Genomic DNA, 22756 nt, shown 5'->3' with positions numbered 1-22756 from the left:
TTGTGGCCCAGTCGGCCCTCCTCCACACCCGCTGCGCTCGTGCTCGCAGCGACCTGCCGGGCGCGGGCGGCGAGCGCGGGCCGCCCGGTGCGGCACGCTCGGGGGCCGACGAGGCGGCGCGGGATGCTCGCGCGCGGCAGGGGGGAGCACCGGTGATCGACGCCACCGCCGCATGCCCGCCCCCCGGTGCGCACGGCGGTGCGGGCGCGCGCGCCGCCGTGGCCGAGCTGCAGCGGCAGGCCGTGCTCGTCGCCGACCTGCGGCAGCGGCTCGACGACGTCGTGAGCGCGTTGCCGCGGCCCGAGAGCATCGAGCACTGGTGGGGTCCGGCACGCGAGGCGCTGCAGTCGGCGATCGACCTCGAGCGGGCGCGCCTGCGACGCGAGGCCGATCGGCTCGAGGGCGTGCGCATCCAGCTCGAGCACGCCGCCCTGCTCGCCGCGGCCGAGCCGGTCGGGGCGGGGGTGCCATGAGCGGCGGGCTGGTCGTGGGGGTCGGGGCCGCCGTCGCGACCGACGAGCTCGAGCGGCTGGCGGGCGCGCTGCGCACCGCGAGCGCGCACTGCGGCGAGGTGGTGCTGCGCATCCCCCCGCTGCGCACGGGAGAGAGCACGGGGCGCGACGCCGACCTCTGGCAGGTGCAGGGCGCAACGCGCACGGCGGCCGAGCGTCTCGCCGCGCTCGCGCGTGCGTTGCACGAGGCGGCGACCCTCTACGAGACGGCCGAGACCGTGACGGCGCGCGCCGTCGAGGCGGTCGCCGCGCAGGCCGCCGCGGCGGCGGGCCTGCTGCTCTCGCGGCTCGGCGTGCTGCTGCTGCCGGCACTCGTGACCGCGGCCGGGCGCGCCGCCCTGCTGTGGGGGCTCGTGCCCGCCGAGCAGCGCGACGCTCTCGGCACCGCCGTCGGGGCCGGGCCGCTGCCGGCGGTGCTGAGCGAACCCGCTGCGCTCGAGGCCCTGCGGTACGCCCTCTCGCTCGCCGACGATGCCGCGCTCGGTGCCGCGGGCCTACCGCCCGTCGTCGCGAGTGCGATCGGCGAGCCGGGGCTCGGTCTCGTCGGGCTCGATTCGGCGGCGCTCGCCGTCGTGGGGCTCGCCGCGCTCGCCGGCGCGAGCGGGGTCGACCCCGTGCGCATCGACCGCGTCTCTGCCGACCTGCGCCGCGGGGGCGAGTCGCGCCCGGTCGCACCCCCGGCCTCGCTCGCCGATCGCGCCGGGCGCATCCCCGACCCGGCCGCCCCCATCGTCATCGAGCGCTACGTGCTCGCCGATGGCAGCCCGCACGTCGAGGTCTACATCGCGGGCACCGACGTGCACGCCGAGCTCGGCGGCGATCGGCCGTGGGACATGGCGAGCAACGTCGCGCTCCTCGCGGGCGAGCCGGCCTCCTCTGTGCAGGCCGTGCAGGCGGCGCTCGCCGCCGAGGGGGTGACGAGCGCGACGTCGATCGTGTTCACTGGCTACTCGCAGGGCGGCGCGATCGCGACCGTGCTCGCCGAGTCGGGCGACTACCGTACGACCGGCCTCGTGACCGTCGGGGCGCCGAGCGGCGGCCTGCCCGTGCGCGGCGAGTACCCCGCGATCGTCATCGAGCACCGGGAGGATCTCGTGCCCGTGCTCTCGGGCATCCGCCGCGAGTCGACCGCCGTCATCGTGCGCGGCGACGGCCTGCGGGCCGACGAGCAGATCGAGGGGATGCTGCCGGCCCACGACCTCGATCGCTACCGCCGCACGGCGGCCGCGGCGGATGCGCACGACAGCGCGACGCTGCGGGCGGCGATCGATGCGCTGCCTCGGCCGACCAGCGCCGGGGAGCGCACCGCGTGGACGGCGACGCGGGTACCGCGCGCGAACGCGGACTAGGGCCGGTTCAGCCCCGCTTGCGGCCGACGAACGGCCGCAGCAGCACGCCGATGAGCCAGCTCAGCAGGCCGAGCACGACGGCGCCGAGCACGCCCCACCAGAAGCCGTCGACCGTCAGACCGAAGCCGAGCAGGCTCGAGATCCACGCGACGAGCAGCAACAGCAGCCCGTTGACGATGAGGGCGATGAGGCCGAGCGTCAAGATGTAGAGCGGGAACGCCACGATGCGGATCGCATTGCCGATGACCGCGTTGACGATGCCGAAGATCGCGCCGACGAGCAGGTAGGTCAGCACGAGCGCGACCGTGTCGCCCTCGGCGCCGTACGAGACGACCTTCACCCCCTCGACGATGAGCGTCGTCAGCCACAGCGCGATGGTGTTGATGATCAGGCGGATCAGGAAGCGTCCCATGCCTCAACTATGCACACCTCGCGCCCCGCCCGGCAATCGAACGGCGGGCGAACAGCCGTCGCGGCCGACCCGTGGCTGCGCCGACGTAGGCTGATCGCGTGACCGAGCCCCTCGCTGCCCCCGTGCGCCTGCGCCCCGAGATCGTCGCGCTGCCCGCCTACAAGCAGGGCCGCCCGGCCTCGGCCGAGGCCTTCAAGCTCTCGAGCAACGAGAACCCCTTCCCCCCGCATCCGGCCGTGCTCGCGGCCATCCGCGACCTCGATATCAACCGGTATCCGGACGCCACGGCCCTCGTCGTGCGCGAGCGCCTGGCCGCGCGCCACGGCGTGACCCCCGACGAGGTTATCGTGGGGGCCGGATCCGTCGCGCTGCTCGCGCAGCTCATCAGTGCCGCGGCGACCGTCGGCGACGAGGTCGTCTTCGCCTGGCGCAGCTTCGAGGCCTACCCCGGCCTCGTGACCGTCGCGGGCGCCACGAGCGTGCGCGTGCCGCTCACGGCGGATGCCCGGCACGACCTGCCCGCGATGGCCGCGGCCGTGACCGACCGCACGCGGGCCGTCATCGTGTGCACGCCCAACAACCCCACCGGCACCGTCGTGACGGCCGCCGAGTTCGCGGCCTTCATGCAGGCGGTGCCGAGCGATCTGCTCGTCATCCTCGACGAGGCCTACGCCGAGTTCATCGACGACGAGAGCGCGGTCGACGGCGCCGAGCTCGTGCGCCGCTATCCCAACCTCGTCATTCTGCGCACCTTCTCGAAGGCCTACGGCCTCGCGGGCCTGCGGGTGGGCTACGCGATCGGGCCGGTCGCGGTGCTCGACGCCGCGCGCAGCGCGGCGATTCCGCTCGCTGTCACCGAGGCCGCGCAGCGCGCCGTGCTCGCGGCGATGCAGGTCGAGCCCGAGCTGCTCGCGCGCGTGCGCGAGCTCGCCGCGCGCCGCGACGCCGTGCAGGCGGCGCTGCGCGCGCAGGGCTGGCGAGTGCCGGTGTCGCAGGGCAACTTCGTGTGGCTGCCGACCGGGCCGGCCACGGCCGCCGCGGGCGAGGCCCTCGCCGCGGCCGGGATCGTCGCGCGGGTGTTCCCGCCGGAGGGCATCCGTGTCTCGATCGGCGAGGCCGAGTCTGTGGAATCTCTGCTGGCGGTCGCGGGCGAGGTTGTTCGAACCCTCTGACTTCGGCCCCCACCGCCGGGCCTAGAGTGGAACGCATGTCGTACACCCCGGAGACGCTGCAGCTGCTCGCGCCCGACGGAACGCGGGTCGCGAGCGACGCCACCGAGGCCTACCTGCCCTATGTGGATGCTCTCACCGAGCAGCAGTTGCGCGAGTTCTACCGCACCATGAGCGTCATCCGCCGCTTCGACATCGAGGCCGGCAACCTGCAGCGCCAGGGCCAGCTCGCCCTCTGGATCCCGAGCCTCGGGCAAGAGGCGGCGCAGGTCGGATCGGGTTTCGCCGCGAGGGCTCACGACCACATCTTTCCCGCCTACCGCGAGCACGCGGTCGGCCACATCCGCGGCCTCGACGTCGTGCAGATCATCAAGATGCTGCGCGGCCTGACGCACGGCGGCTGGAACCCGGCCGAGACCGGCAACTTTCACCTCTATACGCTCGTCATCGGCTCGCAGACCCTGCACGCCACGGGCTACGCCATGGGCCTGCGCTTCGACGGCCTCGTCGGCACGGGCGACCCCGAGCGCGACACCGCCGTGCTCGTCTACTTCGGCGACGGCGCCACGAGCCAGGGCGACGTCAACGAGGCCTTCGTCTTCGCGCAGAGCTACCAGACCCCGCAGGTGTTCTTCTTGCAGAACAACCACTGGGCCATCTCGGTTCCCGTGCGGGTGCAGTCGCGCACGCCGCTCTTCCACCGGCCGCGCGGCTTCGGCATTCCGAGCGTGCAGATCGACGGCAACGACGTGCTCATGAGCTACGCCGCCACGGCCGCGAGCCTCGACGCCGCCCGCGCGGGCGAGGGCCCGCAGTTCATCGAGGCCCTCACCTACCGCATGGGTGCTCACACGACGAGCGACGACCCGACGAAGTACCGCGATGACGATGAGCTGCACTACTGGCAAGAGAGAGACCCGATCGCCCGTTTCGAGACCTACCTGCGCGGGCTCGGCGAGAGCGAGGCCTTCTTCTCTGAGGTGCACGACGAGGCCGAGCAGTTCGCCTCCGAGGCGCGCGCCCGCACCCTCGCGCTCGAGCCGCCGCCGGTCGAGTCGATGTTCGCGCACGTCTACAGCCAGCCGCATCCGACGATGGATGCGCAGCGCCAGGCCCTCGTCGACTACGAGGCCTCGTTCGAGGGGGGTGCCTGATGCCCACCGAGACCCTCACGATGGCCAAGGCCCTGACGCTCGGCCTCGCCGCGGCGATGCAGGCCGACGAGAAGGTCATCCTCATGGGCGAGGATATCGGCCCGCTCGGCGGCGTCTTCCGGGTGACCGAGGGGCTGCAGCAGCAGTTCGGCGCCCATCGCGTGCTCGACACCCCGCTCGCCGAGTCGGGCATCGTCGGCGCCGCGATCGGCCTCGCGATGCGCGGCTACCGGCCCGTCGTCGAGATCCAGTTCGACGGCTTCATCTTTCCGGCCTTCGACCAGATAACCACGCAGCTCGCCAAGCTCACGGCCCGCCACGAGGGTGCGCTGCAGCTGCCCGTCGTGATCCGCGTTCCGTACGGCGGGCACATCGGCGCCGTCGAGCACCACCAAGAGAGCCCCGAGGCCTACTTCGCCCACACCGCGGGCCTGCGCCTCGTGAGCCCCGCGACGCCGCACGACGCCTACTGGATGATGCAGCAGGCCATCGCGAGCACCGACCCCGTCATGTTCTTCGAGCCGAAGAGCCGCTACTGGCCCAAGGGCGAGGTCGACCTGGAGTCGCCGGGCGCCGAGCTGCACGCCTCGCGCGTCGTGCGCGCGGGCACCGACGTGACGGTCGTGGGCCATGGCGCCATGGTGAGCATGCTGCTCGACGCCGCCGAGGTGGCGGCGGAGGAGGGCACGAGTATCGAGGTCGTCGACCTGCGCTCGCTCTCACCCATCGACTACGGGCCGTTGCTCGACTCGGTGCGCCGCACGGGCCGTCTCGTCGTGGCGCAGGAGGCGCCGGGCTCGGTGAGCATCGGCTCGGAGATCGCCGCGACCGTGACCGAGAAGGCGTTCTACTCGCTCGAGGCCCCCGTGCTGCGCGTCAGCGGTTACGACACGCCGTTCCCCCCTGCCAAGCTCGAGGGCGCGTACCTGCCCGACGTCGACCGTATTCTGCACACCGTCGACCGCGCCCTGGCCTACTGATCGCACTGGAGGAATCGTGAGCATCTCCGAGTTCCCGCTGCCCGACGTCGGCGAGGGCCTGACCGAGGCCGAGATCGTGTCGTGGCGCGTCAAGCCCGGTGACACCGTGACCATCAACCAGGTGCTCGTCGAGATCGAGACGGCCAAGTCGCTCGTCGAGCTGCCTTCGCCCTTCGCCGGCACGGTCGATGCCCTGCTCGTCGAGGAGGGCCAGACGGTCGAGGTCGGCACGCCCATCATCACGGTGCGCGGTGACGGCGGCGCCGACGCCGGCGAGGCGACCGATCCCGGCGTGGCCGATACGGCATCCAGCATCGCGAGCGAGGCCGAGGCTGAGAAGCCCGGCGCCGTACTCGTGGGCTACGGCGCCAAGGGGCACGTTGCCTCGCGCCGCACGCGCGGGCGCACCGCGGCCCCCGCGCCGGCGGCTGCCGCTCCGGCCGCGGCGCCCCGCCTCGCCTCGGTGCCCGCGGCCGATTCGGGCCCCGTCATCGCCAAGCCGCCCATCCGCAAGCTCGCGAAAGACCTCGACGTCGACCTCGCAGCCGTCACGGCCACGGGCCTCGCGGGCGAGATCACGCGCGACGATGTGATCCGGCACGCGCAGCAGGCGAGCGTATTCCGCAACATCCAGACGCCCGCCTGGCCGAACGAGCGGGAAGATCGCATCCCCGTCAAGGGCGTGCGCAAGGCCATCGCCGCCGGCATGGTCAAGAGCGCGTTCAGTGCGCCGCACGTGAGCGTCTTCGTCGACGTCGATGCGACCCGCACGATGGAGTTCGTCAAGCGCCTCAAGGCCAGCCCCGACTTCGCGGGCATCAAGGTCTCGCCGTTGCTCATCATGGCGAAGGCGATGATCTGGGCGGTGCGCCGCAACCCCACCGTCAACTCGACGTGGACGGATGCCGAGATCATCGTGCACCACTTCGTCAACTTCGGTTTTGCGGCCGCGACCCCCCGCGGGCTCGTGGTTCCGAACATCAAGAACGCGCAAGACCTGAGCTTGCGCGAGCTCGCTCAGTCGATCGAGCTCATGACGAACACGGCGCGCGACGGCAAGCTGCAGCCCAGCGACATGGCCGACGGCACGATCACGATCACGAACATCGGCGTCTTCGGCATGGATACTGGCACGCCGATCTTGAACCCCGGTGAAGTCGCGATCGTGGCTCTCGGCACGATCAAGCAAAAGCCCTGGGTCGTCGACGGTGAAGTGCGCCCGCGCTTCGTGACGACGATCGGCGGCTCGTTTGATCACCGCGTCGTCGACGGCGATGTCGCAAGCCGGTTCCTGGCCGATGTCGCGAGCGTCATCGAAGAGCCGGCGCTGTTGCTCGACTAATCGCCGGCGCCCGTCGGCTCGAGAATCACGACCGGGATCTCGCGCTCGGTCTTGCGCTGATACTCGGCGTACCCGCGGTAGGCCGCGACCGCGAGCGGCCACAATCGGGCGCGCTCGTCGGGGTCGGCGGTGCGTGCCCGATACGGCTGTGGATGCTCGCCGACCCTCGCCACCCGCACGAGCGGCTCGGCCACGAGGTTGAGGTACCACGCGGGCTGCAGGTCGTCGCCGCCGCGGCTCGCGATGACGACGAGACGCTCGTCGGGCTGGCCCGCGCGCATCGGTTCACGGTGCGGCACGGTGAGGATCGCGGTGCGGGGCAGCCCCGAGCTGCGTCCGGTCGTGGTCAGCTCGATGACGGGCATGCCCCCGAGCGCGCTGCCGAGCCGCCCGCCCGTGAGGCGCAGCAGCGCGCGGTGCAGCCCCGTCATGGTGAGCATCGCGCGGCGGTTCGACATGCGGGCGACGGTAGTGGAGCATCCTGAACCTCGGCCCCAGCCGATCCTTATTGAGAATCGTTTTGACAATCATTCTCGATAAGACCTAGCATCGTGCCATGACCTCGACCCGCCGCGCTCTCACCGCCCTGCTCGTCGCGACCGCCGCCGGCGCCGCCCTCACGGGGTGCGCCGCCCCGGCCCCCGAGGCGACCGGCCTCTCGGTCGTCGCCTCAACCAACGTCTACGGCGATATCGCCGCCGCGATCGCGGGTGACGCCGCCACCGTGACGAGCATCATCGACTCGCCCACCATCGACCCGCACAGCTACGAGGCCAACGCGCAAGACCAGCTTGCGATCGCGAACGCCGACCTCGTGATCGGCAACGGCGGCGGGTACGACCCCTTCGTCGACGTGCTCGTCGAGGGTTCGGGCACCGAGGCCGTCGTGCTGAGCGCCGTCGTCGTCGCGGGCCTGCTCGAGGAGGGCGAGGACGCACACTCCGATGAGGAAGAGGCGCACTCCGACGACGAGGCCGCTGAGGACGACGGCCACGGCCACGTCGAAGGCACGAACGAGCACGTCTGGTACGACATCCACATGATGGAGGACGTCGCCGCGGCGATCGCGACCGAGCTCGCCGCGCTCGACCCCGACAACGCGACGGTCTTCGAGCAGAACCTCGCCGCGTTCGACGAGCGGCTGGACGAGCTCGAGGCCCTGCTCGAGGATTCCGCGGCGAGCCTCGGCGGCGGTGTCGTGGCCTCGACCGAGCCCGTGCCCGCCTACCTGCTCGCCGAGCTCGGCTTCGACGACGAGACGCCCGAGGAGTTCAGCGAGGCGATCGAAGAGGGCGCCGACGTGCCGCCGCTGGCCCTGCAGCAGGTGCTCGACCTCATCGCCTCGGGCGAGGTGCGCCTGCTTGCCTACAACGAGCAGACCGCGAGCCCCGAGACCGAGCGGGTGCGCGCGGCGGCCGAGGAGGCGGGGATTCCCGTGGTCTCGTTCGTCGAAACCCTGCCCGACGGGGAAGACTACGTGTCGTGGATGCGCACGAACATCGAAGCGGTCGCGGCGGCGCTCGCCGCGTGACGACAGACCCGGCAGCGGGAGGCCCCGCCGCGACGCCGAGCCCCGTGCTCAGCATCCGCGGCGGGGCCCTCCGCGTGCGCGACCGCGAGCTCTGGAGCGGCCTCGATCTCGACGTGCATCCCGGCGAGTTCATCGCCGTGCTCGGCGGCAACGGCACGGGCAAGACGAGCCTGCTGCGCGCGATGCTCGGCGAGCGCCGTCTCGACGAGGGCACCGTGCTCGTGGGCGGCCACGCCGCGCATCGCGGGCACCGTCGCATCGGCTACATCCCGCAGCAGAAGATCGCCGCGCCCGGAACCCCGCTGCGCGGCCGCGACCTCGTCGCGCTCGGCGTCAACGGCACCCGCTGGGGGCCGCCGATCTCGACGCGCGGTGACCGCGAGAAGGTGGATGCCCTGCTCGCCTCGGTCGGCGCCGAGCCCTACGCCGACCGGCCGCTCGGCAGCCTCTCGGGCGGCGAGCAGCAGCGGCTGCGGGTGGCGCAGGCCCTCGCTGACGACCCGACCCTGCTGCTGTGCGACGAACCCCTCATGAGCCTCGACCTGCAGCACCAGCGCGCGGTGAGTGAACTCATCGACGCCCGACGGCGCGAGCACAGCACCGCGGTCGTCTTCGTGACGCACGACATCAACCCCGTGCTGGGCATGGTCGACCGGGTGCTGTATCTCGCGCAGGGCCGGTTCACGGTGGGCACGCCCGACGAGGTGCTGCGCAGCGACGTGCTCACCCGGTTGTACGGCACCCCGGTCGAGGTGTTCCGGTCGCACGGGCGCGTCGTCGTCGTGGGCGTTCCCGAGCTCGAGCACCACCACGAGGTGACGGCATGATCACCGTCGACCCCGGTACCTACGTGCAGCTGCTCGCCCTCGTGCAGAACTCGATCATCGCCGCGGCCGTGCTCGGCGTCGTCGGCGGGCTCATCGGCGTCTTCGTCATGCAGCGCGACATGGCCTTCGCCGTGCACGGCATCAGCGAGCTCTCGTTCGCGGGCGCCGCCGCGGCGCTGCTGCTCGGCCTCAACGTCGTGGCCGGCTCGATCGTCGGCTCGCTCATCGCCGCGGGGCTCATCGGCGTGCTCGGCGCGAAGGCGCGCGACCGCAACTCGATCATCGGCGTGCTCATGCCCTTCGGCCTCGGCCTGGGCATCCTCTTTCTCGCCCTCTACCCCGGCCGCAGCGGCAACAAGTTCGGCCTGCTCACGGGCCAGATCATCAGCGTCGACCTGCCGCAGCTCGGGCTGCTCATCGGCATCAGCGTCGTCGTGCTCGTCGCGCTGCTCATCGTCTGGCGCCCCCTGACCTTCGACAGCCTCGACGCCGAGGTGGCGAGCGCTCGGGGCGTGCCGAGCCGGGCCTTGAGCATCCTGTTCATGACGCTCTTGGGTCTGACCGTCGCGGTATCGGTGCAGGTGATCGGCGCGCTGCTCGTCATGGCGCTGCTCGTGACCCCGGCGGCCGCGGCGCTGCGCGTCTCGAGCTCGCCCGTCATGGTGCCCGTGCTCAGCATGGTCTTCGGGCTCGTCTCGGCCGTCGGCGGCATTCTGCTGGCCATCGGCGGCTCGCTGCCCATCAGCCCCTACATCACGACCATCTCGTTCGCGATCTACGTGGTGTGCCGCATCATCGGCGCGCGCGCGGGCGCGCGGGCCGGAGCGCTGCGATGAAGCGCAACACGTGGCAGCGCGAGGCCGTTCGCACGGCTCTCGCCGAGCGCGAGGGCTTCGTGAGCGCGCAGGCCCTGCACGGGGCATTGAAGGATGCGGGCTCGAGCATTGCGCTCGCCACGGTCTACCGGGCCCTCGCCGACCTGGCCGACGAGGGTGAGGCCGACTCGCTGCAGCAGGAGGGCGAGGCGCTCTACCGCGCCTGCACGCCCGGCAGCCACCACCACCACCTCATCTGCCGCAACTGCGGGCTCACGGTCGAGATCGAGGCCCGCGCGGTCGAGGAGTGGGCCCGTCAGATCGCGGGCGAGCACGGGTTCACGCGGGCCGAGCACGTCGTCGACGTCTTCGGGCTGTGCGAGGCCTGCTCGAGATTGCAGGCCGACCCCCTTTCGTCGTAGGCTAGGGGTTTGTGTCGGGCGGCCATCCGCCCGTCTTGTACGCGCTCTCGTCTCGCCAGCGTCATTCGGCGGGAAGCACGGGTGTCTGCGTGCCGACAAGTGACCTTGGGTACGGCGCTCGCCGTACGGTAGCCACATATTGGAGGAACCATGGCAGCCGTCTGCCAGGTGACCGGAGCCGTTCCCGGCTTTGGCCACAACATCTCGCACTCGCACCGGCGCACCAAGCGCCGTTTCGACCCGAACATCCAGAAGAAGACGTACTTCGTGCCGTCGCTTCGCCGTAACGTCACGCTGACGCTCTCGGCCAAGGGCATCAAGACGATCGATGCCCGTGGCATCGAAGCCGTCGTGAAAGACCTGCTCGCTCGTGGGGAGAAGATCTAGTGGCCAAGCAGCAGGACGTCCGTCCGATCATCAAGCTCAAGTCGACCGCCGGTACCGGGTACACCTACGTGACCCGCAAGAACCGTCGCAACGACCCCGACCGCCTCGTGCTGAAGAAGTACGACCCGGTCGTCCGCAAGCACGTCGAATTCCGCGAGGAGCGCTAAGTCATGGCCAAGAAGAGCAAGATCGCGCGCAACGAGCAGCGCAAGGTCGTCGTCGAGCGGTACGCCGCGAAGCGACTCGAGCTGAAGAAGGCGCTCGTCGACCCGAACGGCACCGACGAGTCGCGCGAGGCCGCGCGCAAGGGCCTGCAGAAGCTGCCCCGCAACGCCTCGCCCGTGCGCGTTCGTTCGCGCGACGCCGTCGACGGCCGCCCGCGCGGTGTGCTGACGAAGTTCGGCATCTCGCGTGTGCGGTTCCGCGACATGGCGCACCGCGGCGAGCTGCCCGGCATCACCAAGTCGAGCTGGTAGCACCCGCTCGCACCACGCACTGCCTCGAGGAGGGGGCGCCCGGATCGGGCGCCCCCTCCTCCTGTGTGCGCCGACCATCACGGGTTGCCGCGCCTCGCGCGCAAATGCCCGGAAACTCGCGGGAGTGCTGGTACCGTCGAGGCGGTTCGCGGTCAGATCACGACCGAGAGCCATCTCCACCAAACTGTTGAGGTCCGAGGAGGACACCATGAACCGTTCCGAGCTTGTCGCGGCCATCGCCGCTGAGTCGGGCCTGAGCCAGGCTGATGTGAACCGCGCGATCGACGGCCTCTTCTCGGTCGTCTCCGGCGCCGTCAAGGGCGGCACCAAGGTCGCCATCCCCGGCTGGATCGCCTTCGAGCGCACCCACCGCGACGCCCGCACGGGTCGCAACCCCCAGACCGGCGAGGCCATCCAGATCGCCGCGTCGTACGGCGTGAAGGTCAGCGCCGGCAGCAAGCTGAAGGCCGCCGCCAAGTAGGCAGCAGCTCCACGAACGCCCGCGCTCGCGCGCGGTGAGGGCGGTTCCCCGATGACGGGGGCCGCCCTCCGTGCGTTCGCGGGGGTGCTCGTTCAGCGTCGCCACTCAGCACGGTCGCCTAGCCTGGAGGGGTGACGATCACCGCCCCCGCGCCTCCCCGCGCCGCCCTCCTCCCGTGGGGGCTCGTGGGCGGTGTCGCGCTCGGCGCCGGTGCGCTCATCGCGCTGCTCGTGGGCCTCGTCGTGGGTGGCGGGGCCGAGGCGCCTCTGCTCGCGGATCCGGGAGCCGTCGTGCGCTACGGCCTGCCCGTCGCCAAGCTCGCGGCCACCCTCGGCGCCGCCGGCGCGATCGGCGGGCTGCTGCTGGCCGTGCTGGCCCTCGCCCCCGAGCGCGCCGAGCACGGGCGCGCGCTCGACGTGGCCGCCGCTTCCGCTGCCCTCTGGACGGTCGCGTCGGCGGCCTCCGGGTTCTTGACCTTCCTCGCCATCTACGCCCAGCCGGTGACGCTTGATCCGCAGTTCGGCGCGTTGCTTTCGAACTTCTTGAGTACGCGCGAACTGGGGCAGGCCTGGCTCGCCACGACGCTCATGGCCGCCGTCGTCACCGTGCTGTGCTTCGCCGTGCGCAGCCCCGCCGTACTCGTCGCCGTGCTCGTCGTCGCGGTCGCGGCGCTCTGGCCCGTGGCCCAGACCGGGCACGCGGGCGGCACGGCCGACCACGACGCCGCCGTCACGGCCGTCTACCTGCACAGCGTGTTCGCCGCGATGTGGGTCGGCGGGCTGCTCACGATCGTGCTCGCCCGTCGCGCCCTCGCCGACCGCCTGCCCGTCGTGCTCGCGCGCTACTCGACGATCGCGCTCGTCGCGTTCATCGTCGTCGCGAGCTCGGGACTCGTGAGCGCCCAGCTGCGCATGGGGGGGCTCGATGCCCTTGCGACGCCCTACGGCGCCCTCGTCGCGGCGAAGGTCGCGGCGCTCATCGGGCTCGGGGCCTTCGGTGCGGCCTATCGGCGGCGCCTCATCGGGCGCCTCGAGCGCGAGCAGCGGCCGCGCTCGACCTTTTGGGTCATCGTGAGCGCCGAGCTCGCCCTCATGGGTGCGGCGTCGGGCCTTGCGACCGCGCTCGCCCGCACGGCGACGCCCGTGCCCCAGGTGCCCGTCGACGAGCTCGCCGACCCGAGCCCCGCCGAGATCCTCACGGGCTCGCCGTTGCCGCCCGCCTTCGAGGCGTGGCGCCTCGCGACCGAGTGGGATCTCAACCTGCTGTGGGCGCTGCTCGCCGGCTTCGGCGCCTTCTTCTACCTCGCCGGGGTCGTTCGCCTGCACCGCCGCGGCGACGCGTGGCCGGTGCACCGCACGATCCTGTGGACGCTCGGCATGATCACGCTCGTCGTCGTGACGAGCAGCGGGCTCGCGGTGTACGAAAAGTTCCTGTTCAGCGTCCACATGCTCGGCCACATGGTGCTCAGCATGGGCATTCCCGTGATGCTCGTGCTCGGGGCGCCCGTGACGCTCGCGGCACGGGCCATCCACGCCCGCAAAGACGGATCGAGCGGCCCGCGCGAATGGATTCTCGCGATCGTGCACTCGCGCTTCGCCGGCATCGTGGGGCACCCGCTCGTCGCCTCGGTCGTGTTCGCGGTCTCGCTGCTCGTGTTCTACTACTCGCCGCTGTTCTCGTGGGCCGTGAGCGACCACCTCGGCCACCAGTGGATGGTGCTGCACTTCCTGCTCAGCGGCTACCTCTTCGTGAACGCCCTCATCGGCGTCGACCCCGCGCCGTATCGGCCGCCCTACCCGATCCGACTCATCATCTTGCTCGCCACGATGGCGTTCCACGCCTTCTTCGGGCTCTCGCTCATCACCGGCACCGGCCTGCTGCTGCCCGAGTGGTTCGGGGCGATGGGGCGCGAGTGGGGCCAGCCGCCGCTCGCCGACCAGCAGACCGGCGGTGGCATCGCCTGGAGCGTCGGCGAGATTCCCACCCTCGTGCTCGCGATGCTCGTGGTGTGGAGCTGGAGCCGCGCCGACAAGCGCGAGAGCACGCGCCTCGACCGCAAGGCCGACCGCGACGGCGATGCCGAGCTCGAGGCCTGGAACGCGATGCTCGCCGACCGCGCGCGGGCGACGCAGCGGCACGCCCAACGGGCGACGACCGGCGCCTCGCGCGGCGATCAGTCGGGCGGGTAGACCGTCAGCACCGGGCCGTCGGGGCCGAGCACGACCTCGCCGCTCACGATGAACTCGACCTCGTCGTCGCGCTCGCTCGTGCGACCGTCGAAGAGCCGTTGCACCGTGACCGTGATCGCGGCGGTGCCGGTTCCGCGCCACCGCCAGACACCGGGCCGCTCGCTCGTGCCGAGGGTGAGCGCCGGCGAATCGATGACGCGCCAGCTCGGCCGGCCGATCACGCGATCGTCGATCTCGATGCCGAACGGGCAGCCCGACGGCTGCAGCACCTGCTGCTCGGCGCACGTGCTCATGAGCGCCTCGACCTGCTCGGTGACCGCGCGCTCGAACCGCTCGGTCGCCTCGACCACGAGCACGGCGGGCGGGGCGTCGACAACCGCGCGCAGGCTCGACGGCGCGGCCCGCAGCAGCGGCTCGTCGAGGCGCACCGTCACGCGCGCGGGCACGAAGGCACTCACGAGCACGGGTTCTGCTGACGACTCGGCCTGCACGCGGCGATCGCCGACGACGAGCACGTCGTGCTGATCGGCTGCGACCGAGAGCGCGACCACGGGGGGCTGCGCGAACACCCAGGCCGGAACGAGCCCGAGGGTCGGCGGCGCGGCCACGAGCATGAAGGGCACGCGCACGGCATCCGTGTCATCGCCGTACTCGGCGACGACGGTGACGGTGCCGTCGGGCCCGGGGGTGCTGCTGACGATGCGGTGGATGCTCGGCGCACCCTCATCGCCGAGCGGCATGGCGGTCGGCGGCTCGAGGCCGGCGAGCCGCGCGGCCCCGACGAGGTCGTCGGTCGCGAGCGCGTCGAGGTAGCGCTGCACGTGCGCGGCGGGGGTGGCGGTCGCCACGACGGCACCGAACGCGAGGGCACCGAGACCGAGGATGGCGGCCGCGGCTCCTCCCCAGACGAGCACTGCCCGAGACATGCGACCAGCCTAGGCGCGCGCCCCGTGCGTGCGGCGGCGGCGCGTGCGACCCTTGCCGCGCGCCGCGGTTACAGTGGAACGCCGCCCTTCGGTGGCGGCCAGCGGTCGGCGGCACGGAGGGCGGGGCAGATGGCGCAGACCACGGGCACCGCGCTCAGCCCCGAGCAGTTGGCGGTGCTCGAGCTCATCGCGTCGACGCGCGAGCACGTCTTCGTCACGGGGCGCGCGGGCACCGGCAAGTCGACCCTGCTCGACGCCTTCGTGGCCTCGACCGATCGCACGGTCGTCGTGTGCGCGCCCACGGGTGTCGCCGCCCTCAACGTGGGTGGGCAGACCATCCACTCGCTCTTCCGCCTGCCGATCGGGCTCATCGCCGACCACGACTTCGACGACCCGCCCGAGCTGCGCCGGCTGCTGGCCTCGGTCGACACCGTCGTCATCGACGAGGTGTCGATGGTCAGCGCCGACCTCATGGACGCGATCGACCGCCGCCTGCGCCAGGCGCGGGCTCGCCGGCACGAGCCCTTCGGCGGGGTGCAGGTCGTGCTGTTCGGCGACCCGTACCAGCTCGCCCCCGTGCCGGGCCGCGACGAGGGTGAGCGCGCCTACTACGCAGACCACTACCGCTCGATGTGGTTCTTCGACGCGCGCGTGTGGGCTGAGGCCGAACTGCGCATCGTCGAGCTGCAGACGATCCACCGCCAGCAGGACGCCGACTTCCGGGCCATGCTCACGGCGGTGCGCCACGGCACCGTGACCCCCGAGATCGGGCGCGCCCTCAATGAGGCCGGCGCGCGCCCGGCGCCCGACGACGGCGTGCTGACCCTCGCGACGACGAACGCGACGGTGACGCGCATCAACATGGATGCCCTGCGCCGCCTGCCCGGAGACCCCAAGACCGCCCGCGCCGACGTCGTCGGCGAGTTCGGACCGAAGGGCGGCTACCCCGCCGACGAAGAGCTGCAGCTCAAGGTCGGAGCGCAGGTGATGTTCTTACGCAACGACACGGGAGGAGACGGCCACCCCCGCTGGGTCAACGGCACCCTCGGCACCGTCGAGCGCATCGGCCGCACCGTGTTCATCGAGGTCGACGGCGAGAGCCACGAAGTCGTGCCGGCCACGTGGGAGAAGTACCGGTACACCTACTCGGCGGCCACGAAGCGCGTCTCGAAAGACGTCGTGGCCGAGTTCACCCAGTTCCCCCTGCGGTTGGCCTGGGCGGTCACGATCCACAAGTCGCAGGGCTCCACCTACGACCACGCGATCGTCGATCTGGGCCCGCGCGCCTTCGCGCCGGGGCAGACCTACGTGGCCCTCAGCCGCATCCGCTCGCTCGACGGCCTGCATCTTGCGCGCCCGCTGCGCCCGAGCGACATCATCGTCGACGACGACGTGCGCCGGTTCATGGCCGATGCCGAGCCGGGCATCGGGCGCGCGATCGCGCCGAGCGCGTAGCGCCCGAGGCCGCTACTCGTCGTAGCCGACGTGCCCCGAGTGGTCGCCGAACACGATCGTCGGAGCCGCGTCTTGCGGCGCGTCGAACGGGCTCGGCAGGGTCGCGGCGACCGAGGGCGTCACGACGAGCGCGGTCAGCAGACCGGCGGTCGCCAGAACGATGCCGGCCCGGAGCGGGCGCACGCGGGCCCCCACCCGCGTGCGCCGAGCATCCGCCCCCGCGAATGCAGCACCGGTCAGTCCCAGCAGCGACGCTCCCGCCAGCGGCGCGGTCGCGAGCGAGCTCGCGAGGGCCGGCGAATCGGCGGTGACGGCGACCAGCAGCAACGTCGCCCAGAGCAGCACGGGCGTCGCAAGAATCAGTGCGACCGTGCGGGCGGCGGGGAGCCACCGAGCTGAGATCGCGGCCCCCACCGCGATCACGAGCTCGGCGGCTCCCGCCAGCGCGAGTGCAGTGCCGACGCCCCCGTCGGCAGCCGTGAGAGCCGCGGCACCATGGATGACCGCGGCCCCCGCCGCCGTCACCGCCACGAACCCTCGAGCCATTGCTGTTCCTCGCTTCTTCCCCTTGCCTGTACCTGGTGTTCGGCACCCTCGCGAAACCGGTTTGGTCGTCATCGCCACTGCCCTGGCCCGCGCCGTGGCCCGCGTCGTCGAGCGGGTCGTAGGCTGACGGCATGACGGCCCGGCGCTCGTGGCACCTCGATCCCGGCGGCGTGCTCGTGGGTCTCGTGCTCGTGGCGCTCTCGCTCACGCCGTCGCTGCTGCCGCGGCCGGCGCTGCTGCAGGGCGTGCTCAGCGGCACCGCGTTCGCGCTCGGCTACGCGCTCGGCGCCCTCGTGTGGTGGGTGGTGCGGTCGCGCGTCGTGCGCTCGCCCTCGCCCTGCGCCCGACGTGTCTTCTGGGTCGGGATGCTCGTGCTCACGCTCGCCGTCATCGTGATCGTCGGGCTCGCGGCGGTGGGCTGGCAGAACGAGGTGCGCGCTCTCGTCGAGGTCGCACCCATCGATGCGGTGGCGGTCGGCGCCTTCTTGGTCGGTGCGCTCGTCACGGCCGCGCTGCTCGTGGCGATCGGGCGCGGCGTCGCGCGCATGACCCGGCACCTCGTGCGGCTCGTCGGCCCCGCCGTCGGGGGGCTCGGCGCTGCAGCGGTGGTTGCGGCGGGCATCCTGCTGCTCGGGATCGTGGTCGTGGCGGCGATCGACACGGTCTACGCGTCGCGCAACGGCCAGCCCGACGCGGCGCTCGCCGAACCGGGCAGCGCGACGCGGTCGGCGGGGCCGCAGTCGGCGGTCGACTGGCAGGGTCTGGGTCGGCACGGCGGCGCGTTCATCGCCGGGGGTGCGAGCGCGGCCGAGATCTCGGCCCTCACGGGCGTCGACGCGATCGAGCCCATTCGCGTGTACGTGGGGCTCGAGAACGCGAGCACTGTCGACGAGCGCGTAGCCGTCGCCGTCGACGAGCTTCGGCGCACGGGCGCTTTCGAGCGCGACTTGCTCGTGGTCGCGACGACCACGGGCTCGGGGTGGCTCGAAGACCAGGCGGTCGACGCCGTCGAGTACCTGCACGCGGGCGACACCGCGATCGTCGCGGTGCAGTACGCCTACACCCCCAGCTGGGTGTCGTTCCTGTTCGACCCCGACGCGCCCGTCGCCGCGGCGCGCGCGACCTTCGAGGCCGTGCACGCCGAGTGGTCGCGGCTGCCGGCCGACGACCGCCCGCGTCTCGTGACGTACGGGCTCAGCCTCGGGGCGCATGGTGCTCAGGAGGTCTTCGCCGATCTCGACGAGCTGCGCGAGCGCACCGACGGCGCGCTCTTCGTCGGCAGCCCGCCGAGTGCCGACCTCTGGCGCGAGCTGCAGTCGGCGCGCGATGCCGGATCGCCCGCCTGGCAGCCGGTGCTCGATGGCGGCGAGCGCGTGCGCTGGATCTCGCGCCCGGGCGACCTCAAGCGCCTCACCGGCCCCTGGGAGGAACCGCGCGTGCTCTACCTGCAGCACGCGACCGACCCCATCACGTGGCTCACCGCCGATCTGCTGTGGTCAGAGCCCGAGTGGCTGCGCGACGATCAGCGCGGGCCCGACGTGAGCCCCTCGATGCTCTGGATCCCCGTCGTCACGGGCCTGCAGGTCACGATCGACATGCTCATGGGGCAGAGCGTGCCCGCTCGGCACGGCCACAACTTCGGTGATGTCGTCGTCGACGGCTGGCGTGCCGTGACGGGGGATGCGGGCCTCACGCCCGCCGCCCTCGACCGCCTGCGCGCCGAGATCGAGAGCTACGCCCTCACCGACGAAGACTGAGCGCGCTGCGCCGCAGGAGTGGCAGTTCGATCAACGAGAGCCGAGTCGCGGAGCGCGGCGACCGCGCTCGTCGCGCGGAAGCGCCGCGACGCCGCAGGAGCGGCGGCGTCGCCATCAACACCGAGGGGATGACGGGAATCGAACCCCGCAGACGCGTCAGCGTCTGCGCGTCGAGCATCGTGCCCGGAAACTTTCGGTGGGCCGAGGGGATGACGGGAATCGAACCCGCGCTATCAGCTTGGGAAGCTGAAGTTCTGCCATTGAACTACATCCCCGCGCGCTGGAGCTTGGATCAATGGCCATTTCTGGCCATTGCCGCGACGCCAGCGCCGACGCCCGTCTCGGGCGTCGGTTTCGCGCACCCTCAGTGTAGCGAACCCCGCCCCCTCGCTAGGCTGACCGCATGCTGCTGAGCGACCGCGACATCCGGGCCGAACTGACGTCGGGCCGCATCGGACTCGACCCGCTCGACCTGGGCATGGTGCAGCCCTCGAGCGTCGATGTGCGACTCGATGGGTTCTTCCGGCTGTTCGACAACCACAAGTACCCCTTCATCGATCCGGCCGAGGAGCAGCCCGAGCTGACCCGTCTGGTCGAGGCGAAGCCCGATGAGCCGTTCATCCTGCACCCCGGCGAGTTCGTGCTCGGGGCCACGTACGAGCAGGTGTCGCTGCCCGACGACGTGGCGGCGCGGCTCGAGGGCAAGAGCTCGCTTGGCCGGCTCGGCCTGCTCACGCACTCGACGGCGGGGTTCATCGACCCGGGCTTCACCGGTCACGTCACGCTCGAGCTCAGCAATGTGGCGACGCTGCCCATCAAGCTCTGGCCGGGCATGAAGATCGGCCAGTTGTGCTTCTTCCGGCTGTCGTCGCCCGCTGAGAACCCCTACGGCACGGGGCAGTACCTCAACCGCTATCAGGGCCAGCGTGGCCCGACGGCCTCGCGGTCGTGGCAGAACTTTCACCGCACCGCGATCGCGCCCGCGGGCGAGTAGTCCGACCGGCGAACAGCGCGGTCGCTCAGGTGCCGGCGAGGGCCGCGACGCGGTCGATCAAGTCGCGCGAGCTGAACGGCTTGACGATGTAGTCGTCGGCGCCGGCGGCGTAGGCGCGGTCGATGTCGTGCTGCTGCGACTTGGCGGTGAGCATGAGCACTTTCACCCGGCGCTCGGCGTCGGTCGAGCGCAAGCGCTCGAGCACGGCGAGCCCGTCGAGCTTGGGCATCATCCAGTCGAGGATGATCACGGCGGGTTCGCGCTGCGCGACGGCGTCGAGCGCCTGCTCGCCGTCGGTCACGCTCTCGACCTCGTGGCCGGCACCGCGCATGCGATTCTCGAGGAGCAGTAGCACGTCGGGTTCATCCTCGACGATCAGCACGTGCGCCATGCGATTCCCTCCCCGGCATCTGGTGCGTAGTCTCTCACGAAAGAACCGACGCGGGGCAGACGTTCAGGAGGGCTTTCCGCATGGGTCACGAAGGCTTCGCTTCGGCGCTCTGGCGCGCTCAGGCCGGGGTGCGCCGTCCCGGTGTGGTGGCCCTCGTGCTCATCGCCGGCGTCGTGAGCTACCTCTCGGTGACGTTCAGTCCCGATAACGCGACGATCGCCGCGTGGTGGCCCGCGGCGGGCCTCAGCGTCATCGCGCTGCTCGCCTCGCGCGGCACGCGCGTCGCGGCGGCGACCGGCATCGCGGCGATCACGGCCGCGGGCAACGTGCTCGGCGGCCGCGAGCTGCTCGTCGCCGCCCTCTTCGGCATCGCGAACGCGACCGAGGCCTGGATCGTCGCCCGCGTCATCTCGGGCGGAGCGCCCGAGTCGCGCCTCGACACGCCCCGAGACGTCGGCCGCCTCATCATCGCCTCACTGCTGGGCTCCCTCGCGATCGGCGTGCTCGCGGGGGCCACGGCGGCGCTGCTGCGCGGGCAGGACTTTGTGCCGACGGCGTTCTCGCTCGTCTCCTCGCACTTCTCGGCCCTGCTCATCGTCGTCCCGCTCGGGCTCGTCAGTCGCCGGCTCGGGCGTCTCGCGAGCACCGCAGAAGCGGTCGTTCAGGCGGCCGTGCTCGCCGCATCCATCGCCATCGTCTTCTGGCCGGGCAATACCCTGCCGATCGCCTTCCTGCCGTTCATCGCGCTGCTGTGGGCGGCCTTCCGGCTCTCGACCCTGCTGCTGTCGGTCGAGCTCATCGGCGTCGCCGTCGCGGTCACGGTGCTCACGTCGATCGGGGGCGGCCCGTTCGCGATCTACACCGACGACGGCACGCGCACGACCGTCGAGCTCATCCAGCTGTTCTTCATCGTCAACGCCACGGCCGCGCTCTTCGTCTCGGCCGCGCGCAACGAGTGGGCGAACGTGGTCACGCAGCTCGAAGCGCGACAGTCGCTGCTGCGCAGCAGCATCGTCAGCGCCGACACCGGCATCTTCATCGGCGAGCGGCTTGACTCGGGGCGGCTGCGCATTGTGGGCGTCAATGCCGTCGCGCTCGAGGCGCTGGGCTGGGACGACCTTCCGGTCGACTGGGAGAACCGCCTGCTGTCGTCGCGCGCCGATCAGCCCCTGCTCGGCTTCTCGGCGATCGACGAGCTGGTGCGGGGTGAGCGCTCGGGGCGCGTCGAGCTCGTGCGGGGCCCGCGCCGCTACGACGTCGACGTCGCGACGCATTCGCAGGCGGGCGGCCGCCCGATCGTGACGATTATCTTCACGGATGTCACCGCGCGCGATCGCCGCGAGCGGGCCGCGCTCGAGACCGCCGACGAGCTGCGCGAGCTCAACCAGCAGAAAGACGACTTCATCGCCTCGGTCAGCCACGAGCTGCGTACGCCCGTGACGAGCATCCTCGGCTTCGCCGAGCAGCTCGCCGAGGCCGAGCTCGAGGGCGAGAACCGGATCGCCGGCCGCATCATCCACCGCAACGCGCGGAGGCTCGCCGACGTCATCGAAGACGTGCTCGAACTCAGCAGCCTCTCGACCGTCGAGGCGAGCATGCGGCCCCCCGTCGAGGTGGATGCTGGGCGGTTGCTCACCGAATGCGTCGAAGACGCGACGGGCCTCGTCTCACCCGAGCGGGGCGTGCGCGTCGAGGTGAGCGTGCCCGACCATCCCGTGACGATCGTCGGTGTCGAGCAAGACCTCGCGCGCGTCTGCGCCAACCTGCTCTCGAACGCCATCAAGTTCAGCCCGCCCGGCGGCACGGTCTCGGTCGAGCTGCTCGACGACGGCGAGTGGCTCGAGCTGAGCATTGCCGACGAGGGCCCCGGAATTCCGCTCGCCGAGCAGGAGGCGGTGTGGGAGCGCTTCTACCGCGTGCACTCCGAGCGGCACAGCGATGTTCCGGGCACGGGGCTGGGCCTGCCGATCGTGCGCGCCCTCGTGCGGCAGCGGCTCGGCGGCGACGTGCACCTGCTCTCGGACGGCGAGCACGGCACGACCGCGACCGTGCGGGTGCCGCGCCGGTTCGATCGCGCGGCGCGCGACGCGAGTGATGCGGCTCAGACCGAGGGCGCGTAGTCGCCCGGCCAGGCGGCCAGCTGCCAGCCGAGCCAGGGGCTGAAGGCGAACGGCGCGGCGGCCACGGCGGCGCGCAGCTCGGCGGGATCGAGCCAGGCCCATTCGGCCACCTCGTCGGCGGCCGGGGCGAGCTCGCCCTCGGCGAGCGCCGTATACACGGGGCAGATCTCGTTCTCGACGATGCCCGAGGCGTCGACCGCGCGGTAGCGAAAGTCGGGCAGAGCGATGCGCACATCGGTCAGGCGTAGTCCGAGCTCGCGTTCGGCGCGGCGCGCGATCGCCTGCGCGGTGTCTTCGCCCGGCGCGGGATGCCCGCAGAACGCGTTCGTCCAGACACCCGGCCACGTGCGCTTGTCGAGGGCTCGGCGCGTGACGAGCACGCGCCCGTGCTCGTCGAAGACGTGGCACGAGAAGGCGAGGTGCAGCGGGGTGTCGGTCGTGTGCACGGTGGCCTTCGGCGCGGTGCCGACGACGGAGCCGTCGTCGGCGAGGAGCACGACGGTTTCAGGGATTTCGCTCAT

At 71.8% G+C, this 22756-nt stretch carries 25 protein-coding genes and 1 tRNA gene; 19 read left to right on the top strand and 7 right to left on the bottom strand.

Translation table 11 applies throughout. The annotated features are described in order from the left end of the window. On the top strand, positions 1–473 hold a 473-nt coding region (locus ACK4HH_RS04450), incomplete at its 5' end, for a hypothetical protein (RefSeq protein WP_409648667.1). Then, positions 470–1861 carry a hypothetical protein gene (locus ACK4HH_RS04445; protein ID WP_409648666.1) on the top strand — a complete coding sequence of 464 codons (1392 nt, stop codon included), beginning with the start codon at positions 470–472 and terminating at the stop codon, positions 1859–1861. The genes ACK4HH_RS04450 and ACK4HH_RS04445, both read left to right, overlap by 4 nt. A 7-nt stretch (positions 1862–1868) precedes the next feature. On the opposite strand, the gene ACK4HH_RS04440 is transcribed toward ACK4HH_RS04445, so the two are convergent. Then, entirely contained in the window at positions 1869–2273 is a 405-nt protein-coding gene (locus tag ACK4HH_RS04440) for a phage holin family protein (RefSeq protein WP_409648664.1), read from the bottom strand. 98 nt (positions 2274–2371) lie between these two features. Between ACK4HH_RS04440 and ACK4HH_RS04435 the strand changes: the two genes are divergently transcribed. From ACK4HH_RS04435 to ACK4HH_RS04420, 4 genes are read left to right on the top strand one after another with little or no spacing between them, the layout of a single operon-like run. Further along, positions 2372–3445, top strand: a complete 1074-nt coding sequence (locus ACK4HH_RS04435) for a histidinol-phosphate transaminase (RefSeq protein WP_409648662.1) — start codon at positions 2372–2374, stop codon at positions 3443–3445. 35 nt (positions 3446–3480) lie between these two features. Further along, on the top strand, positions 3481–4596 hold the full coding sequence (locus tag ACK4HH_RS04430; protein WP_409648661.1) for a thiamine pyrophosphate-dependent dehydrogenase E1 component subunit alpha: 1116 nt from the start codon (positions 3481–3483) through the stop codon (positions 4594–4596). Next, complete coding sequence (locus ACK4HH_RS04425) at positions 4596–5576, top strand: alpha-ketoacid dehydrogenase subunit beta (RefSeq protein ID WP_409648660.1); 981 nt, start codon at positions 4596–4598, stop codon at positions 5574–5576. Before ACK4HH_RS04430 ends, ACK4HH_RS04425 begins: the two co-directional genes overlap by 1 nt. A gap of 16 nt (positions 5577–5592) precedes the next feature. Further along, entirely contained in the window at positions 5593–6918 is a 1326-nt protein-coding gene (locus ACK4HH_RS04420) for a dihydrolipoamide acetyltransferase family protein (RefSeq protein ID WP_409648657.1), read from the top strand. Here the strand turns inward: ACK4HH_RS04420 and ACK4HH_RS04415 are convergent. After that, positions 6915–7376: a nitroreductase/quinone reductase family protein gene (locus ACK4HH_RS04415; RefSeq protein WP_409648655.1), complete on the bottom strand. Its 462-nt coding sequence runs from the start codon at positions 7374–7376 to the stop codon at positions 6915–6917. The two genes, ACK4HH_RS04420 and ACK4HH_RS04415, sit on opposite strands and share 4 nt — an antisense overlap. A gap of 98 nt (positions 7377–7474) precedes the next feature. Here ACK4HH_RS04415 and ACK4HH_RS04410 point away from each other — a divergent pair, with 98 nt between their 5' ends. The 9 genes from ACK4HH_RS04410 (at position 7475) to ACK4HH_RS04370 (ending at position 14046) form a co-directional block, all read left to right on the top strand. After that, the gene (locus ACK4HH_RS04410) at positions 7475–8449 is read left to right on the top strand and encodes a metal ABC transporter solute-binding protein, Zn/Mn family (protein WP_409648653.1); all 975 of its coding nucleotides are present in this window, start codon (positions 7475–7477) and stop codon (positions 8447–8449) included. Continuing rightward, positions 8446–9276 (top strand): metal ABC transporter ATP-binding protein, encoded by an 831-nt coding sequence (locus tag ACK4HH_RS04405; protein ID WP_409648650.1) that lies wholly within the window; start codon positions 8446–8448, stop codon positions 9274–9276. The genes ACK4HH_RS04410 and ACK4HH_RS04405 overlap by 4 nt, the downstream gene beginning before the upstream one ends. Next, entirely contained in the window at positions 9273–10112 is an 840-nt protein-coding gene (locus ACK4HH_RS04400) for a metal ABC transporter permease (RefSeq protein WP_409648648.1), read from the top strand. The genes ACK4HH_RS04405 and ACK4HH_RS04400 overlap by 4 nt, the downstream gene beginning before the upstream one ends. Next, positions 10109–10513: a Fur family transcriptional regulator gene (locus ACK4HH_RS04395; protein ID WP_409648646.1), complete on the top strand. Its 405-nt coding sequence runs from the start codon at positions 10109–10111 to the stop codon at positions 10511–10513. The genes ACK4HH_RS04400 and ACK4HH_RS04395 overlap by 4 nt, the downstream gene beginning before the upstream one ends. Positions 10514–10663: 150 nt before the next feature. Then, the gene (rpmB, locus tag ACK4HH_RS04390) at positions 10664–10900 is read left to right on the top strand and encodes a 50S ribosomal protein L28 (protein WP_255160589.1); all 237 of its coding nucleotides are present in this window, start codon (positions 10664–10666) and stop codon (positions 10898–10900) included. Next, positions 10900–11067, top strand: coding sequence for a 50S ribosomal protein L33 (gene rpmG / locus ACK4HH_RS04385; RefSeq protein ID WP_100823747.1), 168 nt, complete (start codon positions 10900–10902; stop codon positions 11065–11067). The genes rpmB and rpmG overlap by 1 nt, the downstream gene beginning before the upstream one ends. 3 nt (positions 11068–11070) lie before the next feature. Then, on the top strand, positions 11071–11376 hold the full coding sequence (rpsN, locus tag ACK4HH_RS04380; protein WP_255160588.1) for a 30S ribosomal protein S14: 306 nt from the start codon (positions 11071–11073) through the stop codon (positions 11374–11376). A 208-nt stretch (positions 11377–11584) separates the two neighbouring features. Then, positions 11585–11857 (top strand): HU family DNA-binding protein, encoded by a 273-nt coding sequence (locus tag ACK4HH_RS04375; RefSeq protein ID WP_409648643.1) that lies wholly within the window; start codon positions 11585–11587, stop codon positions 11855–11857. Between the two features lie 131 nt (positions 11858–11988). Next, positions 11989–14046 (top strand): cytochrome c oxidase assembly protein, encoded by a 2058-nt coding sequence (locus tag ACK4HH_RS04370; protein ID WP_409648641.1) that lies wholly within the window; start codon positions 11989–11991, stop codon positions 14044–14046. Here ACK4HH_RS04370 and ACK4HH_RS04365 read toward each other — a convergent pair. After that, a complete protein-coding gene (locus ACK4HH_RS04365; protein ID WP_409648639.1) occupies positions 14031–14972 on the bottom strand; it encodes a hypothetical protein in 942 nt (313 codons plus the stop codon). The genes ACK4HH_RS04370 and ACK4HH_RS04365 overlap by 16 nt on opposite strands. 129 nt (positions 14973–15101) lie before the next feature. Between ACK4HH_RS04365 and ACK4HH_RS04360 the strand changes: the two genes are divergently transcribed. Next, positions 15102–16427, top strand: coding sequence for an ATP-dependent RecD-like DNA helicase (locus ACK4HH_RS04360; protein ID WP_409648637.1), 1326 nt, complete (start codon positions 15102–15104; stop codon positions 16425–16427). Positions 16428–16439: 12 nt separating this feature from the next. Here the strand turns inward: ACK4HH_RS04360 and ACK4HH_RS04355 are convergent, their stop codons facing one another. Beyond that, positions 16440–16973, bottom strand: coding sequence for a hypothetical protein (locus ACK4HH_RS04355; RefSeq protein WP_409648635.1), 534 nt, complete (start codon positions 16971–16973; stop codon positions 16440–16442). A 131-nt stretch (positions 16974–17104) separates the two neighbouring features. Between ACK4HH_RS04355 and ACK4HH_RS04350 the strand changes: the two genes are divergently transcribed. Next, entirely contained in the window at positions 17105–18730 is a 1626-nt protein-coding gene (locus tag ACK4HH_RS04350) for an alpha/beta hydrolase (RefSeq protein ID WP_409648634.1), read from the top strand. A gap of 204 nt (positions 18731–18934) precedes the next feature. On the opposite strand, the gene ACK4HH_RS04345 is transcribed toward ACK4HH_RS04350, so the two are convergent. Continuing rightward, positions 18935–19005: transfer RNA gene (locus ACK4HH_RS04345), tRNA-Gly, on the bottom strand. Positions 19006–19133: 128 nt separating this feature from the next. On the opposite strand from ACK4HH_RS04345, the gene dcd reads away from it, so the two are divergent. Further along, positions 19134–19724 (top strand): dCTP deaminase, encoded by a 591-nt coding sequence (gene dcd / locus ACK4HH_RS04340; protein ID WP_409648632.1) that lies wholly within the window; start codon positions 19134–19136, stop codon positions 19722–19724. 25 nt (positions 19725–19749) lie between these two features. On the opposite strand, the gene ACK4HH_RS04335 is transcribed toward dcd, so the two are convergent. After that, positions 19750–20115, bottom strand: a complete 366-nt coding sequence (locus tag ACK4HH_RS04335) for a response regulator transcription factor (protein ID WP_409648630.1) — start codon at positions 20113–20115, stop codon at positions 19750–19752. Between the two features lie 80 nt (positions 20116–20195). Here ACK4HH_RS04335 and ACK4HH_RS04330 point away from each other — a divergent pair, with 80 nt between their 5' ends. Beyond that, positions 20196–22235 (top strand): ATP-binding protein, encoded by a 2040-nt coding sequence (locus ACK4HH_RS04330; protein WP_409648628.1) that lies wholly within the window; start codon positions 20196–20198, stop codon positions 22233–22235. On the opposite strand, the gene idi is transcribed toward ACK4HH_RS04330, so the two are convergent. After that, a complete protein-coding gene (gene idi, locus ACK4HH_RS04325; RefSeq protein WP_409648626.1) occupies positions 22217–22756 on the bottom strand; it encodes an isopentenyl-diphosphate Delta-isomerase in 540 nt (179 codons plus the stop codon). The genes ACK4HH_RS04330 and idi overlap by 19 nt on opposite strands.

The sequence above is a fragment of the Microcella sp. genome (genome assembly GCF_046296455.1).
Taxonomy (GTDB): Bacteria; Actinomycetota; Actinomycetes; order Actinomycetales; family Microbacteriaceae; genus Microcella.
Note: the sequence above shows the minus strand (reverse complement) of the source record. Positions and strands in the feature narration are given on the sequence as shown.